Genomic DNA, 16,648 nt, shown 5'->3' with positions numbered 1-16,648 from the left:
TTAAACATAAGCGCATTATCTCCTTAATTTTAAGTGGGCGTATACTTTTAATTATAGAGATAATTGCGCTCTTTTTGTATTAAAAAATAGGACCGGTTGGGTCACCAGTCCTATTTAGTATAGACCCGAAAAAGGGAGCGGGACAGAAATCTAATTTAAATATAAAGATTTCTGTCCCGCTCCCATCTCTTATATATTAAACATATTTTAATCTTTTATATTCTAATATAATAACTTCCTACTCTTCACTGCCATCATCAAGCGTAAATGTGCTAATAGCATGCTTATAGATGAGATGCTGCTTTCCTTTAGAATACAAGATGACAATTTGCTCATCATAATCTTCAATAACACCTTTCATTTGAAAGCCATTAGTGAAGAAAATAATTACTTCAGTTTTTTCGGCTTTAAATTGCCCTAGGAATTGGTCTTGGATGTGATTAGTTGTTGTCATGATTTTTACTCCTTTGTTTTATTCGGGCTGAAACCTCATTTACCATCGAGTTTAGTGATGTTTTCTCTCTATCATACCAAACGACATTGAGTTGATTTTTAAACCACGTCATTTGTCTTTTTGCATAACGCCTAGAATTACGCTTCAATTTAATCGTAGCTTCTTCTAGAGTTTCATTACCTTTAACTACTGGTACTATCTCTTTATAACCTATAGCTTGCATACTTTGACAATTCTCGTATCCTTGACGGACGAGTCCATTCACTTCATTCAATAATCCATGAGTCAACATAATATCTACGCGCTTATTAATTCTCTCATATAAGATGTCGCGCGACATTTCCATCCCTATTAATAATGTATCATAATTTTCGCTCATGTGTTGTATTTTCTTACGAGAACTTAAAAGTTTTTTAGTTTTAAAATAATATTCAATTGCGCGCTCCGTTCGTTGCCTATTATTAGGATGAATTTGTTCAGCAGACTTAGGATCAAACGATTTTAAATATTGGTGCAACTGGTTACAATCATAATTGCTTAGCTCTTCCATTTTACGATTGACCTTAATTTGACGCTCACGAGGTAAATCTTCATTCTCAAATTGATAATCGTAGATGAGCGACTGGATATACAAACCTGTTCCCCCTACTATTATGGGGACTTTACCTTTGGCAGTTATATCATTGATATAGCGTTCTGCTCTTACTTTAAAGTCAAATGCTGAGAATGTGTCGTCAGGATTTAGTATATCGATCATATAATGCGGAATTTCTTTCCTTTCCTCGATCGAAGCCTTGGCCGTTCCGATATCCATGCCTTTATAGACCTGCATAGAATCCCCACTAATAATTTCTCCATTAACTTGTTGAGCTAAATTAATACTTAACTCTGTCTTCCCTACTGCTGTAGGTCCAACGATAACGATTAATAAGGGTTTCTTCCTTCTCACAAATATCCACTCTCTTTATCTTCGTCTTAAGATTCTCTTGTCTATCCAATTCAACATGTGTTGCCACACGTTTTCATAACCTTCTTCAAATAGAATTTCATGTCGCCGGTATTTGTACATATGTACAGTCACGTGTTCAACTCCCGCTCTCTTCAATCTTTTACCTAAGAAGCGCACGCCTTGACCGTACTTATTTACAGGATCTTCTTTCCCGTTAATGAGTAATATAGGCAAAGAGGATTTAATGCCTTTTAAATTTTTTATTTTAACTGACTGATTCATAGCTGCAGACATACCATAAATAAGTTGATTGGATACTAAGAAACCGCTGTGCGGATCTTCATTATATTTTTGAACTTCTTCTGCATTAGATGACAACCAGCTATGAGGTTGACTATTATTTTTAATTTTTTTCATAAAAGACTTTTGTATCATATTATTTAGCCATTGCATACAACGTTTTTTTCCGAAGATAAAAGTGATTATCTTTAAGAAGACCAAATTTATCCTAGTTAACCATGGATTGAGCTGTGGCGTACCAGTTAGTATTAAGCCATCAATCAATCGTGAATGGCGATTGGCAAATGTGCGAGCAATGAGTGAGCCCATAGAGTGCCCTAATATGATATAAGGTAACTGATCGTCGTAACCTCCCTTAAGCGTTTCAATAATTTCGTAAGCATCTTCGCTAACTTGTTTAAAACTACTGATGTGACCTCTATCCTCTTCAGCAATATCATACCCATGTCCTCTATGATGATGTCTTATAACGTCAAACCCCTGCTCATTTAAAGACTTTACTAAATGATTATATCTCTTAAAATGTTCTGCCATACCGTGGAAGATATGGATAACACCTAGGGTTTGGATCTTTGCTTTATCAATTTGAACTTCTAATTGAGTCCCGTCCGAAACTCTAATATAAAAGATCTCATTTCCCATATCGATGCCCCCGCTATGCATTCTTTTAAAATGTCGTTGTTTTAAATATACCGTCTGTTACTTATGTAATCAAATATACTATCCTTTAAAATTGCTGCGCAAAAAAAGAGTGAAGTTCATCTGTGACAGACGATTGCTTCACTCTAGAAGTCAAGTTAAAGTGACAGAGTTAAGGTTCTATTATTTAACGACTTGCTTTTGGTCATTACCAGTCTGAGCTTCATCTATAGCTGTTTCTAATTCCTCTTTAAATGCTTTCTTTTCTGAGTCGGTGTAATTGAGTAGTCCATCCATCACTTGAATAATTTTATCTTTATGATTCAATACATCTTCAATATTGAAGTATAGCTTACCAGTACGACGGATTAAGAAATCGGTTGGTTTGTAGACCATTTCATTTTGAATGGAGTAGACTAACTCTGTATAGATATCAAGTGGCAAACCAGTTTCTTGATATTGTGCAGTCTGAGCAATTTCAAATAAATCTTCAGCGTTTGAACCGTATTTAGTTACAAAGTGTCGTGCTATATCTTCATCAATTTGGTAAGCTTTAGCATCTTCAACTTTACGTTCAATATAATCATTGAAATTAGCACTACCGCCTACATTACCACCTGAAATAGTTAATTCTTTAGTCTCACATTTTTTGAACTTCATTTTATATTCTTGTTTTAAACGTTTTGCTAATAAGTCAACTATTTCTTTTGCCATATGGCGATAACCTGTGAGCTTACCTCCAGCTATAGTTAGTAGTCCTGACTTACCTTCCCAAACTTCGTCTTTACGAGAGATTTCAGATGGATCTTTTCCTTCTTCTAAAATAAGCGGTCTCACGCCAGCCCAAGATGATTCAATATCTTTATCAGAAACATCAACATCAGGGAACATATAATTGATCGCATTAATCAAATACTGACGATCCTCAGGTGTAGCGAGTGGAGAAGATTTGTCATTATTATAGAACGTATCTGTAGTACCAACATAGGCTTTTCCTTCACGAGGAATAGCAAAGATCATACGACCATCGTTTTCTGTATCAAAGTAAACTGCTTGTTGCAGTGGGAATTTAGATTGGTCGATAACGACATGCACACCCTTAGTTAATCTAAGTTGTTTATTATTTCTTGCATAATCACCACTACGGACCTCATCTACCCACGGGCCACTAGCATTGATAACCTTTTTAGCCTTAATGTCATAGGTTTCACCTGTGAGCATATCTTGCGCTTGAATTCCATTGACCTGTTCATTTGAATCGTACGTGAAGTGAATAGATTTAGTGTGGTTAATGACAGTAGCTCCTTTTTCTTCAGCACGTTTCATCACTTCGATCGTTAAGCGCGCATCGTCCGTACGATACTCAACATATGCGCCTCCACCTTTTAATTTATCGCGTTTAATAAGTGGCTCTCTCTCAATTGTTTCTTGTTTACTAAGCATATTTTTACGTTCTTCTTTTTTAACTCCTGCTAAGAAGTCATAAACAGTTAAACCAATAGCAGTTGAGAATTTACCTAGTGAACTACCTTTATGCATAGGTAAAAGCATACGCTCAGGCGTAGTAACATGAGGACCATTCTCATAAACAATGGCACGTTCACGACCAGTTTCAGCTACTACGCCGATTTGGAATTGTTTCAAATAACGTAAGCCACCATGCACGAGTTTAGTTGAGCGAGAACTAGTACCTTGTGCAAAGTCCTGCATCTCAACTAGTGCGACTTTCATCCCTCTCTGACTCGCATCTAATGCAATACCTGCACCAGTTATACCGCCACCGATGATCACCACATCAAACTCTTCATCTCTTAATCTTGTCTTTACTTGTTCTCTTTTTAATGTTGACAAACTCATATAGCATGTGCCTCCTAAATATTATTAAAAAAGAGACACTCATCCCAATACATTATTTGCATTGAACGACTTGTGTCTCTCAAAATCTCGACTTCAATATTAACTTAATTTAATAATATCACAGCTAATATTGAAAAGTCTAATCATTAATCCTCATCTAATTTGAAAACTTGTGTAGCTTCAACTGCTTTCTTCCAACCTTTATAAAGTTTTTCTCTTTCCTCTTTATCCATTTCTGGTTTAAATTCTTTGTTTAATTTCCAGCCATCTGCAATGCTGTCTTTATTATCCCAGAATTTCACAGCTAGACCTGCTAAATAGGCTGCACCTAAAGCTGTTGTTTCACTTACTTCTGGGCGCTCCACGCCTACATTAAGCAAATCTGCTTGAAATTGCATGATGAAGTTATTTTTAACTGCGCCACCATCTACACGTAAATTGTTTACCTCAATGCCAGAATCTTTTTCCATGGCTTCAAGCACATCACGCGTTTGGTAACAAAGTGATTCTAACGTCGCGCGAATAAAGTGTTCTTTTTCGGTACCACGTGTAAGCCCGAAGATTGCACCTCTAGCTTCAGCATCCCAATATGGGGTACCTAGACCAACAAATGCCGGCACCATATAAACACCTTCTGATGACTCTACGCGTTCTGCATAGTTCTCAGATTGAGGAGCAGAATTGATCATTCGCAGACCATCACGGAGCCATTGAATCGCAGAGCCTGAAACAAAGATAGAACCTTCCAAAGCATAGTTAATCTTACCGTCTAAACCGTATGCGATGGTAGTTAACAGACCGCTCTCTGAGGTTACTGCTTCTTCCCCTGTATTCATTAACATAAATCCACCAGTACCATAAGTGTTTTTAACGTCGCCTCGTTCGAAACATGCTTGACCAAATAGTGCAGATTGTTGGTCACCAGCAATACCAGCTATAGGTACTTCTTGCCCAAAGAAGTGGTAATCTATCGTCTTCGCATAAACTTCACTTGATTCCTTAACTTCAGGCAACATTTGTTTAGGTACTTCTAAAATCTCTAGTAACTCATCATCCCATTTTAAGTCGTGGATATTATACATAAGCGTACGACTCGCATTAGAATAATCAGTAATATGAGCGCGTTTGCCAGATAGTTTCCATACTAACCATGAATCGATGGTACCAAATAATAAATCGCCATTCTCAGCCTTTTCTCTAGCGCCATCCACATTGTCTAAAATCCATTTAACTTTAGTACCAGCGAAATAAGGATCTAATAAGAGACCTGTTTTTTCATGGAATTTTTTTTCTAAACCTTGATTTTTTAATTCTTGACAAATTCCTTGAGTTTGACGAGATTGCCATACAATAGCGTGATAGATTGGTCGTCCCGTATTTTTATCCCAAACTACAGTCGTTTCACGTTGATTTGTTATCCCAATACCTTCAATTTGTTCTGCATTAATATTACTTTCTGTAAGAACTTCTGCTAATACTGATAGGACAGATAACCAAATTTCATTTGCATCGTGTTCTACCCAACCTGATTTAGGAAAATATTGTTTGAATTCGCGCTGTGAAACTGCTTCAATATCCCCCTGTTTATTAAAGAGTATTGCTCTAGAACTTGTAGTTCCCTGATCTATTGATAGAATATATTTTTCCATTTCAATTAGCTCCTTCTCTTAAGAGGTATATTATAAATTAAAAAAGTAAAGTCACTTAATTATTGTGATTAATATAATAGCCCTTTAAAATTTCATGTGAAATTTAATTCACCTAAATTAAACTATTGAGTCATAGTAGAGGTATCTTATAATAAGATCTTCCCTCTTATTAATTATTTAATCAATTGATAGTTTCTATATCTTTACCAAATTTAGATTTATTCATTAGCACGCCAACTACTAATGCTATAATGACTACAATAATTCCAATAACTGACATAAAATCAAAAACGCCTTTATAGAATAAACGATATATAACTGCACCTAACATTCCACCTGCAATAGGACCTAGCACAGGTACAATCGCGTAGCTCCAATTAGCATCTCCTTTACCTGCTATAGGTAAAAGCGCGTGTGCTATACGCGGACCTAAGTCTCGTGCCGGGTTGATAGCATAACCAGTCGGGCCACCTAAGCTCACACCGATAGCTACGATTAGCGCGCCTACAATAAGAGGATTTAAGCCATCTGCAATTTTATTCATACCAATATACAATAAACCTAAAGTTAAAGCTGTAGTACCTATTATTTCACTAATGAAGTTAGCAAAATAATTCTTCATAGCGGGTGCTGTTGAGAATACTCCTAACTTAGCTTGTTTGTCTTCCGTTGCTTTCCAGTGTGGTAGGTACATGAGCCACACAAGTATTCCTCCAAATATACCGCCGAGCATTTGACAGATTATATAACCAGGTACTTGCGCCCAAGTTATGGATCCATCCATGGCAAAAGCTAACGTAACAGCTGGGTTTAAGTGAGCGCCTGATATACCACCCACTGCGTATGCACCTAGCGCGACAGCCAAACCCCAACCTACAGAAATGACTATCCAGTCTGCTCCGAAACCAGCAGTTTTTTTAAGGTTAACGTTTGCACAAACGCCACCCCCAAATAGAATTAGAATCGCCGTCCCTAAAAATTCGGCAAAGTAAACACTCATCAAATCCCTCCATATAATAGAAATAGAGAGACTTCTCCCTTCATAAGCAAAAACGACCCGAATGCTTGACTAAGTAGAAATCTCCCTATCTCTTCTTAAAATATTAACTTACATTATATATTACACTTTTAATGTAAGCGTTGTCAATAAAGTTTTAGTACGCTAATTAATATCTTTCTAGATCGCTTACCATAGTCGACGGTTACTAGTAGTGATATAATGAGCGCCATTGGCTACTGCTTCTTGAACTTCATCATCTTGACTAATTAACCCACCAGCTATAACCGGAGTCTGCGTTTCTTCATTAATAGTCTTTATTGCTTTACTCGCTACGCCAGGTAATACTTCAACTAAGTCAGGTTGCGCTTTCTTAATGAGGTCAATACTGCGCTTTAAAGCTTGGGAATCAATAATAAATACGCGTAAAATCGTAGTTGTATTTAATGATTTCGCTTTTTTCAAGACCCGCATTTTCGTGGAAATAACGCCCTTTGGTTGATAGTTCTGAATGATGTACTCACACGCAAATTCGTCATGACTCATACCTTTAATTAGATCGATATGCATATAAGTATCTACATGACCTTTCTTAAGAAGCTCCATTGTACTTTTAAGATGACCGACATGAGTATCCAAAATGACACACGCCTTATAATCCGTCTGAATCAATTTTTCTAAATCTTTCATAGTTCTTATTGCAGGCAAAATATTTTCTTTCATAACTCTACCCCTTCAACCGATATATTTATGGCTAAACTATTCGTTTAAACAGTCTCTCAAGCTCGTAATTTGAGAAATTTATAATAATAGGTCTTCCGTGAGGACATGTGAATGGATCCTCTGCCTCTCTTAACTGATCAATCAAATCAGCCATCTCATCTTTTTTTAGATAATGATTCGCTTTAATTGACTTCTTACAACTCATCATGATTGCTGCTTCTTCACGAATTTTACTTACATCTACTTTTTTATGATGTAACACATATTCAATCATATCTTTGATAATTTCTTCCGCTTCATCTGCAGGGAACCACACGGGGTAACTATTGACGATATAGTCATGTCCACCAAATGGTTCGAGATGAACACCCACCTTCTCTAATTCATCTTTATATTCTTCTATGACAATGAGATCATCTTTAGAAAAGTGAAAATTAAGGGGTATTAACAATTCTTGAACTTCATTAGAAACTTCTCCGATTTTATCTCTAAAGTATTCATATTTAATTCGCTCCTGAGCAGCATGCTGATCAATCATATACATACCATTATCATTTTGAGCAATGATATAAGTACCATGAACTTGTCCTACAATTTCTAAATATGGGATTCGCCGACTTGGATCCTTACTCACTTTACCTTTAATGTTAGAAGGATCATCTTCAATCATGTCAGTGTCAGCACCCATATCTTCACTAGACTCCATATCATCCAATACTTCTTTACGTGTTTCTGAAAAAATATAGTCTGAAGACGCTTCATTCACTTCACCTGCATTATTATTTGAGGTTGCATGTTCAGCACTAGAAAATGGTTCGCAATCATCTGTTTCCCTTTGCGGTGGAATATTTTCATCAGCATCTTCATTGGTGCTTGAAGCGCTCTCTTCTTTTTGCTTGTGTTCGAAATCCATCTTCTGCTGTTCAAGTTGATTGAGAACTTTATTTTTCTTGTCGGTTTTCTTCAAATTATTTTGTGGTATTAAAATACGATCTTTAAAAGCCTCTCTTATTTTTTCTACAATAAGTTGATATAGTTGTTCCTCTTTACTTAAGCGAACTTCCAATTTCGTAGGATGAACATTCACATCTACTAGTATAGGATCCATTTCTATATTGATATAACAAATAGGGTAGCGACCGATCATCATTAAAGTATGATAGCCTTCAAGAATAGCTTTATTCAGAACGAAATTCTTGATATACCTACCGTTAATGAAGATTGAAATATAATGTTTGTTACTTCTAGAATGCTCAGGTTTAGCTACAAATCCTTCTAAGTGATAGTCGCTCGTATCTCCTTGGATAGGGATTAAATCTTTAGCCACTTTCATGCCGTATATCTCTGCCATCACTTCATTCGTACGACCTGAACCATTCGTATGGAGAATCTCTTTACCGTCAGAATAAAGGGAAATGCGTACATCAGGATGACTCATTGCCATGCGATTGACTATATCCGTAATCTTGCCTAACTCTGTATACAAACTTTTTACATATTTAAGTCTTGCTGGAGTGTTGTAGAATAAAGACTCAACCGTTATATCTGTACCCTGTTTAGCCTTAGCTGGCTTTTTGTCGAGAATTTGACCGTTCTCTACATAGATTTCTTCGCCCTCTAAGCCATCAGTACAAGTAACAAGTCTTACTTTACCGACCGAGGAGATACTTGCTAGAGCTTCGCCACGAAACCCTAATGTGCGTATGTGGAAGAGATCTTCATCATTATCAAGTTTACTCGTCGCATGTCGATGAAAGACGAGACCAAGATCATCAGACTCAATACCAGTACCATTATCAACCACACGTATTGAAGAAATGCCCGATTGCTCGACTTCTATAGTGATTTCTGTAGCTTGAGCGTCTAAAGCGTTCTCTAACAATTCTTTAACAACCGAACCGGGTCTTTCAACCACTTCTCCAGCGGCAATTTTATTTGCTAATGAGGTTTGCAATTCTTTAATTTTTCCCACGCTTTCACCTCTATTTCAGTAAATTTTGAAGTTCGCTCAATTTAACTAAAGCTTCAATAGGTGTCAAATTGGAAATATCTATTTGCTTTATTTCTTCTTCAATTCTACTCTTTTCTACAGGTGTCTCAAATAAATTAAACGCTGCTTGTTCAAATTGAGAAGCGTGCTTAGACTGGTGCGAGTCTTGATCCATATCTTCTGAAGACTCGTTTTTTCCAATTTGTTGATCGCTTCTTTTAGCCGGTTCAACCTCTCTTGAAACTCGCTTATGCTCTTCAAATTTATCTAGTATAACTTGAGCGCGTTGAATTACTTCCTCTGGTAAATCAGCTAACTTCGCTACCTGAATACCATAGCTGTCGTCTACCGCGCCATCTTTCACCTTGTGTAAAAAGACTAGCTCTCCTCTGTATTCGTTAGCAGCTACGTGAACATTTTTCAAACAGCTCAGAGACTGATCTAATACTGTTAATTCATGATAGTGTGTGGAAAAAAGAGTTTTGGCATGTGATGTTTGAGCCACGTACTCTATCATTGACTGCGCTAATGCAAGACCATCATATGTAGACGTCCCGCGTCCAATTTCATCAAAGATAATTAAGCTATTTTCCGTCGCATTAACCAATGCCTTCTGTGCTTCCAGCATTTCGACCATGAATGTACTTTTACCTGAAACGAGGTCGTCTGCAGCACCTATACGCGTAAAGATTTGATCAAAGATAGGCAGAATAGCTTCATCGCAGGGAACAAATGCACCCATTTGGGCCATAATACTGATTATTGCCACCTGTCGCATATAGGTTGATTTCCCTGACATATTTGGTCCAGTAATGAGATAAATATACTGTTCTTCATCTAAAGTACAATTATTAGGGACATAATCATTACGGTCCATTACTCGTTCAACAACTGGATGACGTGAGCCAACTAAGTTTAAAGTCTTCTTAGTACTAAACTGCGGACGCACATAATTGTATTTTTGAGCAATTTCAGCAAAGCTTTGTAAACAATCTAATTCTGAAATAATTTTAGCTTGATGCTGTAAACGTTCGGTATATAACTTAATATGCTCACGTAGGTCAGTGAATAGTTGATATTCCAATTCGATGGATTTTTCTTCTGCACCTAGAATTAAGTCTTCTTTCTCTTTCAATTCATCAGTTATAAAACGTTCAGCGTTGGATAAAATTTGTTTGCGCTGATAACCATAACTACTTGGTTCAAAACCTTTTAAATTTGCTCGAGTTATTTCTATAAAGTAACCGAAAACCTTATTAAAACGTACTTTTAAAGACTTTATCCCAGTTCTTTCGCGCTCGGTTGCTTGGAGTTGAGCTAACCATGACTTACCATTACGAGCCGCTTCAAGGTAACGATCTAATTGTTCGTTAAAGCCTTCTTTGAATAATCCCCCTTCTCTTACAGAAATTGGAGGTTCCTCTACTAAACTGCTATCAAGTAACTCAAGCAAATCATCTAGCGGTTCTAAAGCTCTGAAATGTTCACTCATGTCTCCATCGAACTGAGTTAATAGATCTTTAATATTTGGTATTTCAGAAATTGAGTGTTTGAGTTGGATAAGGTCTCGGGCATTCACATTTCCGTAACTCACTCTACCGACTAGTCTTTCAATATCATAAACTTGATTAAGGTAGCTTCTGAGAGTGTCGCGCTCTATAAAATGATTAATAAATTGCTCTACTACATCTAACCTATTATTAATTTGACGTGCTTGAATCAAAGGTCTATCAATCCATTGTTTAAGACGCCGTGCCCCCATCGGCGTTTTAGTCTGATCCATCAACCAGAGGAGCGTACCTTTCTTAGATTTCAAACGTATACTTTCAGTCAGCTCTAAATTTCTTTTTGCATAATAGTCCATTTTCATGAAATCTATCGCTTCATAACAATGTACTTCTTCAATGTGTGAAAGATCTCTTTTTTGAGTATGATGTATGTAATCTAGTACTATTTGGCATGCACGGTACATGTTGCTATTTTCTAATTGATTGACGTGATAACTTTCATCTGTAACTTGATCTACAATAGTTATAGTTTCCGTAATCACATGAATTTGCTGTTTTAAATTGTCGTGTATAGGTTGTTCCACAACGATTTCGTTTGGGTTAATCGTAGTGATTTCATTTAGCAATGTCGATTCATCTTCAAAATGAGTAACTTGTAATTCTCCAGTAGAAACATCACAATAACAGAGCGCATATTCAAAGCCATTGTGCGTATAGCTGAGTATATAATTGTTCTGTTTCTCATCAACTCCACCATGTTCCATTACAGTGCCAGGCGTGACGATCCTCACAACTTCGCGCTTAACCATACCCTTAGTTTGTTTAGGGTCTTCCATTTGTTCACAAATCGCTATTTTATATCCGTTATTAATTAATGTTTCAATATAGTGGTCAGCAGAGTGATAAGGAACCCCACACATAGGAATAGGATCTTCTTTCTTAGCATCTCTCTTAGTTAGGGTAATTTCAAGAACGCGTGAAGCTTCTTTAGCATCTTCATAAAACATCTCATAGAAGTCTCCAAGTCGAAAGAAAAGCAGACAATCCTGATATTGTGATTTAATTTTTAAATATTGTTGCATCATTGGAGTGACATTTGACATTAATCTTTCACAATCCTTTACCTTAACTTTGATAGTTCTTAAATTTTAACATATCAAACTAAATTTCGCTTGATTGTTACAAATATTATATAATTATTTTAACTAAAATCTACACAAAGAAAACGAGCGCCAAATGATAAATAAAGTTATAACGTAAGCAATAAATATTATTCATTATAACTTCTTTAATTGACGCTCGTAGTTTCCAAATTACTTTAAAAAGCGATCTAGCAGACCTTTTCTTTTTAAAATCATTAATACAATATAACTTATTACAGCACCTAAGATGCTTGAAACTAAAAAAGTAAGCATTAAAGGTTTCTCCGCAACATCAGTCAACCCAATGAACCACGCTACAGGTAGACACATTAAACTTCCTATAATTCCAGTGCCGATGACTTCACCGACTGCAGCCATAAATATATGCTTCCGATAAGAATAAAATAAACTAGCAAGGAGCACACCGACCATACTTCCAGGAAAGGCAAAAGCACTACCTGTATTGAATAGTAGACGCAATAGAGATGAAATAAACGCCTGTGCTAATCCAAACCACGGTCCTACAAAAACTGCGCATAGAACATTAATGAGGTGCTGAACAGGTGCAGCTTTTATAGGACCCACGGGTATGACTAATAAACTGCTCAACACTACATTTAATGCGATAAATATAGCAGTAAAAGTTAATTTTCTGGTTTTCATAGATGCGGTGCTCCTCTCACATTAATCTTTACTATCTTGATGTCGCTCATTCAATCGATTCTCCATTACTTTAATCATGAGTTGTAGCAATGAATTAGCTTCGCGTTGAGATGTTCGAAACTCATCGACAATGGGTAGCTGATTTATATCGTCTTTCAGATCGTTGATAGTATTTTCAGTATGCTTTAAAGCTTCGAATTTACCGTAATTTTGTAAATTAACAGCTTGCTTTTGATTTTGCTTTAACGTTTTCATGCGTGAATCGATACTTTTATTCTCATGAATTTGTTGTTCTACCCGTTGATAATCTTTTACGATATCTAAGTTTTTAATATTGTCACTGATTTTACTAGCTTCTTTTAAAATCTCATCTTTTTCATACATTATTGACTCACCACTGCTCTACTATGTTCCCCTAAATACGTGCCGTTTAATGAGAACTGATGTGCTTCATCTATTCTGACATCAACTATCTTTCCAATAGCTGAGCGCGGTGCTCTAAAGTTAACTAATTTATTCTTCTCAGTATAACCTGCTAGTACTTCATCATCCTTCTTACTCGTACCCTCGCATAAGACACTGACTACTTCACCCTCGTATGGTTTCATTGCTTCACCCGAATACGCTGCTACTTTACGATTAAGACGTTGAAGACGATCTTTTTTAACATCTTGAGGCACGTTATCTTTCATCTTAGCAGCTGGTGTACCATCACGTTGTGAATAAATATAAGTGTAGGCATGTTCAAAACCTACTTCGTCATATAACGTTAACGTTTCTCGAAACTGGTCTTCACTTTCATTTGGATAACCCACGATAATATCAGTAGTTAAAACTACATCAGGGATTTGAGCTTTAATACGAGAAACTAAGTCTAGATAACTTTCTCTAGTATATTTACGACCCATAATTTTTAACACAGCATTGTTACCTGATTGCACAGGCAAATGAATGTGAGGTACAATGTTTCCTCCTTCAGCAATGACTTCAATCATACGGTCAGTAAAATCCCACGGATGGCTTGTAGTAAAACGCACACGCGGTATATCAATTTTTGAAATGTCAGCTAGAAGGTCTCCTAAGCCATAATTTAACCCTTTAATGTCTTTCCCATAAGAATTAACATTCTGTCCTAGTAAAGTGACTTCTTGATAACCCTCTCGAGCCAGTTCTCTCACTTCTTGTATAATATCTTCAGGTTTACGACTACGTTCTTTACCACGTGTGAAAGGCACGATGCAGTACGTACAGAATTTGTCACAACCATACATGATATTAACCCAGGCCTTAATATTCCCCTCACGTACCTTAGGTAAGTTCTCTATCACATCACCTTCTTTTGACCAAACCTCTACTACCATTGCTTTAGAGAGGTATGCTTCTTCTAATATTTCAGGTAAGCGATGAATGTTGTGGGTACCGAAGATCATATCAACGTTTTGGAAGGACTTAAGAATTTTGTTCACTACTGATTCCTCTTGAGACATGCAACCACATACACCTAGTAAGACTTCTGGGCGTTCGCGTTTTAAGTGTTTTAGATTTCCTATTTCACTGAAGACCTTGTTCTCTGCATTTTCACGTATAGCACATGTATTTATCAATATCACATCAGCAGCATTAACGTCGCTTGTAGGCTCATAACCTAACGCGCTTAAAATGCCCGCCATGACTTCAGTGTCATGTGCGTTCATTTGACAGCCATAAGTTTTAATCATGAAAGTGCGACCACGACCCATGTTTCGATAGCGTTCATTTATTTGAAAATCATTATTGTATTGTACTTCCGCTTTACCACGTTTACGCGCTTCTCTTAAGCTCGGTGGTTGATAAACGTGCTCAAAGTCTCTATTTTTAGCTTTTTCTTTCTTATCGCGTTCGGCTAAAATATTTATCGAAGTAGACTTTCGTTGCTCTTCATTCACACTTCAAAACCCTTTCTTTAACGAGGATAAGACAAAAGTTTCGGTGCTCTTGTTTAAACTGGTTTACCAGTTTCTCTTTGTTGGGGCCAACCCCAACTTGCATAGCTTGTGGAAACTGGTTTACCAGTTTCTCTTTGTTGGGGCCCCCTCCTCAATTCCTAAACGCTTTTATCCTGACCTCTATACAAATAATCATTACTACATTATATTAAACAAAACGGAAATGTGCAAAACGACGAGGTTTAGACATAAAGATTTTGTGCTTTGGGACACCGATGAACGGCCTCTCAAAAGCAGGATTGTCGACAGAAACTTCTCACGATTCGAGAGCGCGGGACAGAAATATGATTTGAACAAAAAGATTTCGTAGTCCCGCCCCGGCAAGGATGACTAGAATTGAAAAAAGCTTGATACAAGCGCATTTTCAAATCAGTCATCTACTGCCAAGATATTGAAGCGGCTGGGATTTATGTCCCAATCTCTTTCTCTCTAGTCAAAGACCATTATGTCCCAGTTTCTCTTTGTTGGGGCCCCACCCCCAACTCGCTGTGCTTGTTGAAACTGGTTTACCAGTTTCTCTTTGTTGGGGCCCCCTGCCCAATTCCTAAACGATTTTGTCCCGACCTCAGATCAAATGAAATGACGCTACAGCTCATCATATTTGCCGGTTAAAGTTTCAATTGTTATTCCTTCAGGTACGTGGAAAAATTTAACTTGACTCATAATGCTAGGAACTTCTAATTCCACCATGCGATCGTTAATTCTCTGAATTAATATCAAACATGTATTCATATCTGCCTGTACAGTCGTTTCCAAAGCACCTACTCGATACTTTACACCAGAGTCTTGAATAATTCTAATCGCCTCATCTACATATGAAGTAACGTCCTCACCATTTGGCAGTTTAGGAATAATTTGTAAGCTCATTAAAGTGTCATCCATCGTGTACACTCCTCTCTATTGTTCATATTTGTTGATTGAGCTTATAATGCTATCAGCAAAGTCGTACAGCCGGGCACTCCAATTATCTTGATTCTCTCTATTGTGAAGGTCATACTTTTTATTTTTAAAAAACGATTTTCGTAATGGCTCAGTTAGTTCTAATTGAACTCCTTTATTCGTTTCCCCACAATTCACAAAATTATCGTCATCCATACCATCAATATACTCTGGCGCTTCTTTCACTCTGAAATTATTCTTTTCTAATTCTTTTTGAAGAATTTCACGTAATCCTAAATCTTTTCCACCTATGTAAACAGTTTCTTTAGTACCCTTACACCCATGGAGAGAAATAATAACTGTTTTATCCTTAACCATCTTTAACAACTGGGGTTCATCGTAGTGTCGTGATGTAACATGTAACATTTGATTATGATTCTTCCGTATAGCTTTAAAGGTATAGTAGTCATAACTACCTTTAGTCGCTGTTAAACTGGCCAATTCTGTGGTACCTCTTTCAATAGCGCCTCCGTGTACAGCTGTAACTAAGACGTGACTACTACGGTGACGTGTAATAATCTTCCAATCGCGATTTTCTGTCGTTTGCTTCATTAATTCACTCATAGAATCATATTGATCTACCATCTCGTTCCCCCTAAAATTAGTTAGTTTGATATAGACGAAGTTGGTAAATATGTGCTATCAATTTCCTACTTATAATTATAGAGCGAGATTGCAAGTATTTAAAGTACTTACACATTCCCGCTCTATCATTCCTATGAGGTAACAACAGTGAAGATTATTAGATTGCGTTAAATGGATGTCATTAGTTACATAAATTTCAAATTATAACTAATAAAAGTAATATTAATGAAAGGTGAATTCTACAGTTAATCATTAACTCAATCGTAGC

At 36.7% G+C, this 16,648-nt stretch carries 14 protein-coding genes; all 14 read right to left on the bottom strand.

The annotated features are described in order from the left end of the window. Window positions 1-238: 238 nt before the first annotated feature. Window positions 239-454, bottom strand: a complete 216-nt coding sequence (gene hfq / locus N9R04_RS09055) for an RNA chaperone Hfq (protein WP_262856465.1) — start codon at window positions 452-454, stop codon at window positions 239-241. Then, window positions 441-1,403, bottom strand: a complete 963-nt coding sequence (gene miaA / locus N9R04_RS09050; RefSeq protein ID WP_262856464.1) for a tRNA (adenosine(37)-N6)-dimethylallyltransferase MiaA — start codon at window positions 1,401-1,403, stop codon at window positions 441-443. The genes hfq and miaA overlap by 14 nt, the downstream gene beginning before the upstream one ends. A 15-nt stretch (window positions 1,404-1,418) precedes the next feature. Beyond that, entirely contained in the window at window positions 1,419-2,345 is a 927-nt protein-coding gene (locus N9R04_RS09045; RefSeq protein ID WP_262856463.1) for an alpha/beta fold hydrolase, read from the bottom strand. A 180-nt stretch (window positions 2,346-2,525) separates the two neighbouring features. Continuing rightward, the gene (locus tag N9R04_RS09040) at window positions 2,526-4,199 is read right to left on the bottom strand and encodes a glycerol-3-phosphate dehydrogenase/oxidase (RefSeq protein ID WP_262856462.1); all 1,674 of its coding nucleotides are present in this window, start codon (window positions 4,197-4,199) and stop codon (window positions 2,526-2,528) included. A gap of 146 nt (window positions 4,200-4,345) precedes the next feature. Then, window positions 4,346-5,848 (bottom strand): glycerol kinase GlpK, encoded by a 1,503-nt coding sequence (gene glpK, locus N9R04_RS09035; RefSeq protein ID WP_262856461.1) that lies wholly within the window; start codon window positions 5,846-5,848, stop codon window positions 4,346-4,348. Between the two features lie 181 nt (window positions 5,849-6,029). Continuing rightward, window positions 6,030-6,848: an MIP/aquaporin family protein gene (locus N9R04_RS09030; protein WP_262856460.1), complete on the bottom strand. Its 819-nt coding sequence runs from the start codon at window positions 6,846-6,848 to the stop codon at window positions 6,030-6,032. A 186-nt stretch (window positions 6,849-7,034) separates the two neighbouring features. Beyond that, window positions 7,035-7,568: a glycerol-3-phosphate responsive antiterminator gene (locus N9R04_RS09025; protein WP_262856459.1), complete on the bottom strand. Its 534-nt coding sequence runs from the start codon at window positions 7,566-7,568 to the stop codon at window positions 7,035-7,037. A 31-nt stretch (window positions 7,569-7,599) separates the two neighbouring features. Then, on the bottom strand, window positions 7,600-9,540 hold the full coding sequence (gene mutL / locus N9R04_RS09020; RefSeq protein WP_262856458.1) for a DNA mismatch repair endonuclease MutL: 1,941 nt from the start codon (window positions 9,538-9,540) through the stop codon (window positions 7,600-7,602). Between the two features lie 10 nt (window positions 9,541-9,550). Further along, window positions 9,551-12,169 (bottom strand): DNA mismatch repair protein MutS, encoded by a 2,619-nt coding sequence (mutS, locus tag N9R04_RS09015; RefSeq protein WP_262856457.1) that lies wholly within the window; start codon window positions 12,167-12,169, stop codon window positions 9,551-9,553. 210 nt (window positions 12,170-12,379) lie between these two features. Further along, window positions 12,380-12,871 carry an energy coupling factor transporter S component ThiW gene (gene thiW / locus N9R04_RS09010; RefSeq protein WP_262856456.1) on the bottom strand — a complete coding sequence of 164 codons (492 nt, stop codon included), beginning with the start codon at window positions 12,869-12,871 and terminating at the stop codon, window positions 12,380-12,382. Between the two features lie 21 nt (window positions 12,872-12,892). Beyond that, window positions 12,893-13,255 carry a YlbF/YmcA family competence regulator gene (locus N9R04_RS09005; protein WP_262856455.1) on the bottom strand — a complete coding sequence of 121 codons (363 nt, stop codon included), beginning with the start codon at window positions 13,253-13,255 and terminating at the stop codon, window positions 12,893-12,895. Next, a complete protein-coding gene (gene miaB, locus N9R04_RS09000; RefSeq protein ID WP_262856454.1) occupies window positions 13,255-14,796 on the bottom strand; it encodes a tRNA (N6-isopentenyl adenosine(37)-C2)-methylthiotransferase MiaB in 1,542 nt (513 codons plus the stop codon). Before miaB ends, N9R04_RS09005 begins: the two co-directional genes overlap by 1 nt. Before the next feature lie 645 nt (window positions 14,797-15,441). After that, window positions 15,442-15,738: a thiamine-binding protein gene (locus N9R04_RS08995; RefSeq protein ID WP_262856453.1), complete on the bottom strand. Its 297-nt coding sequence runs from the start codon at window positions 15,736-15,738 to the stop codon at window positions 15,442-15,444. A gap of 15 nt (window positions 15,739-15,753) precedes the next feature. Beyond that, window positions 15,754-16,380, bottom strand: coding sequence for a poly-gamma-glutamate hydrolase family protein (locus N9R04_RS08990; RefSeq protein WP_262856452.1), 627 nt, complete (start codon window positions 16,378-16,380; stop codon window positions 15,754-15,756). Between the last annotated feature and the right edge of the window lie 268 nt (window positions 16,381-16,648).

It is taken from the genome of Staphylococcus marylandisciuri (assembly GCF_025519785.1).
GTDB classification, from domain to species: Bacteria; Bacillota; Bacilli; order Staphylococcales; family Staphylococcaceae; genus Staphylococcus; species Staphylococcus marylandisciuri.
This window is presented reverse-complemented; position numbering and strand designations above follow the sequence as displayed.

Bases quoted from the DNA above. Each gene is read 5' to 3' on its own strand.
- N9R04_RS08995 (WP_262856453.1), bottom strand. From the start codon at position 15,738: ATGGATGACACTTTAATGAGCTTACAAATTATTCCTAAACTGCCAAAT.
- N9R04_RS09005 (WP_262856455.1), bottom strand. From the start codon at position 13,255: ATGTATGAAAAAGATGAGATTTTAAAAGAAGCTAGTAAAATCAGTGAC.
- N9R04_RS09025 (WP_262856459.1), bottom strand. From the start codon at position 7,568: ATGAAAGAAAATATTTTGCCTGCAATAAGAACTATGAAAGATTTAGAA.
- N9R04_RS09040 (WP_262856462.1), bottom strand. From the start codon at position 4,199: ATGAGTTTGTCAACATTAAAAAGAGAACAAGTAAAGACAAGATTAAGA.
- thiW (WP_262856456.1), bottom strand. From the start codon at position 12,871: ATGAAAACCAGAAAATTAACTTTTACTGCTATATTTATCGCATTAAAT.
- glpK (WP_262856461.1), bottom strand. From the start codon at position 5,848: ATGGAAAAATATATTCTATCAATAGATCAGGGAACTACAAGTTCTAGA.
- N9R04_RS08990 (WP_262856452.1), bottom strand. From the start codon at position 16,380: ATGGTAGATCAATATGATTCTATGAGTGAATTAATGAAGCAAACGACA.
- hfq (WP_262856465.1), bottom strand. From the start codon at position 454: ATGACAACAACTAATCACATCCAAGACCAATTCCTAGGGCAATTTAAA.
- N9R04_RS09030 (WP_262856460.1), bottom strand. From the start codon at position 6,848: ATGAGTGTTTACTTTGCCGAATTTTTAGGGACGGCGATTCTAATTCTA.
- N9R04_RS09045 (WP_262856463.1), bottom strand. From the start codon at position 2,345: ATGGGAAATGAGATCTTTTATATTAGAGTTTCGGACGGGACTCAATTA.
- mutS (WP_262856457.1), bottom strand. From the start codon at position 12,169: ATGTCAAATGTCACTCCAATGATGCAACAATATTTAAAAATTAAATCA.